The following is a 272-nucleotide window of genomic DNA, read 5'->3' as shown; positions in this document are numbered from 1 at the left end:
GATGACCTACGAAGAGTTTTTCCGTGAGCGGCAGGACGCGCGCTACGGTGGAAAAGGCGGCGCGCGCTGCTGCTAAATTTGCATGTCAGGCTTTAAACGATTCCACTTTTTCGAACGCTGCACGTAACGCATCTGGTGTCAGCGTGACCGGCAGGTAATGAATGGATTCCACCGGACGTAAGGTGTGGGCAATGACTTTGTCGATCTCCGCCTGATTATTGATATCCACGTCCAGCTCCGCCAGCGTAGTCGGCAGATGAAAACGCTGATAC

The 272-nt window shown here is 53.7% G+C and carries 1 protein-coding gene and 1 pseudogene; one reads left to right on the top strand and one right to left on the bottom strand.

Annotated elements, in window-relative coordinates; all coding sequences use genetic code 11:
- The first annotated feature begins 1 nt into the window (after position 1).
- The gene (locus tag FN960_RS24085) at positions 2-76 is read left to right on the top strand and encodes a CstA-like transporter-associated (seleno)protein (RefSeq protein ID WP_143850815.1); all 75 of its coding nucleotides are present in this window, start codon (positions 2-4) and stop codon (positions 74-76) included.
- Positions 77-85: 9 nt separating this feature from the next.
- Here FN960_RS24085 and FN960_RS24080 read toward each other — a convergent pair.
- A pseudogene (locus tag FN960_RS24080) lies at positions 86-272 on the bottom strand (hypothetical protein); the annotation flags it as partial.

It is taken from the genome of Alkalicoccobacillus porphyridii, from assembly GCF_007293315.1.
GTDB classification, from domain to species: Bacteria; Bacillota; Bacilli; order Bacillales; family Bacillaceae_D; genus Alkalicoccobacillus; species Alkalicoccobacillus porphyridii.
Note: the sequence above shows the minus strand (reverse complement) of the source record. Positions and strands in the feature narration are given on the sequence as shown.